3 tRNA genes are annotated in these 254 nt (G+C 54.3%); all 3 read left to right on the forward strand.

The window, feature by feature from the left end:
* Nucleotide 1: 1 nt before the first annotated feature.
* The 3 genes from ADI58_RS06610 to ADI58_RS06620 all read left to right on the forward strand — a co-directional run bounded on the left by ADI58_RS06610 (nucleotide 2) and on the right by ADI58_RS06620 (nucleotide 251).
* Nucleotides 2-91: transfer RNA gene (locus ADI58_RS06610), tRNA-Ser, on the forward strand.
* A gap of 10 nt (nucleotides 92-101) precedes the next feature.
* Nucleotides 102-175: transfer RNA gene (locus tag ADI58_RS06615), tRNA-Met, on the forward strand.
* Nucleotides 176-178: 3 nt separating this feature from the next.
* Nucleotides 179-251, forward strand: a tRNA-Phe gene (locus ADI58_RS06620).
* Nucleotides 252-254: the final 3 nt, after the last annotated feature.

The raw sequence follows: 254 nt of genomic DNA on the forward strand, positions 1-254 counted from the left end.
TGGAGGATTACCCAAGTCCGGCTGAAGGGAACGGTCTTGAAAACCGTCAGGCGTGTAAAAGCGTGCGTGGGTTCGAATCCCACATCCTCCTTTTGTATTAACGCGGGATGGAGCAGCTCGGTAGCTCGTCGGGCTCATAACCCGAAGGTCGTAGGTTCAAATCCTGCTCCCGCAATAAGGCTCGGTAGCTCAGTTGGTAGAGCAATGGATTGAAGCTCCATGTGTCGGCGGTTCGATTCCGTCTCGCGCCATTT

Source organism: Streptococcus mitis, from assembly GCF_001074635.1.
Classification (GTDB): domain Bacteria; phylum Bacillota; class Bacilli; order Lactobacillales; family Streptococcaceae; genus Streptococcus; species Streptococcus mitis_E.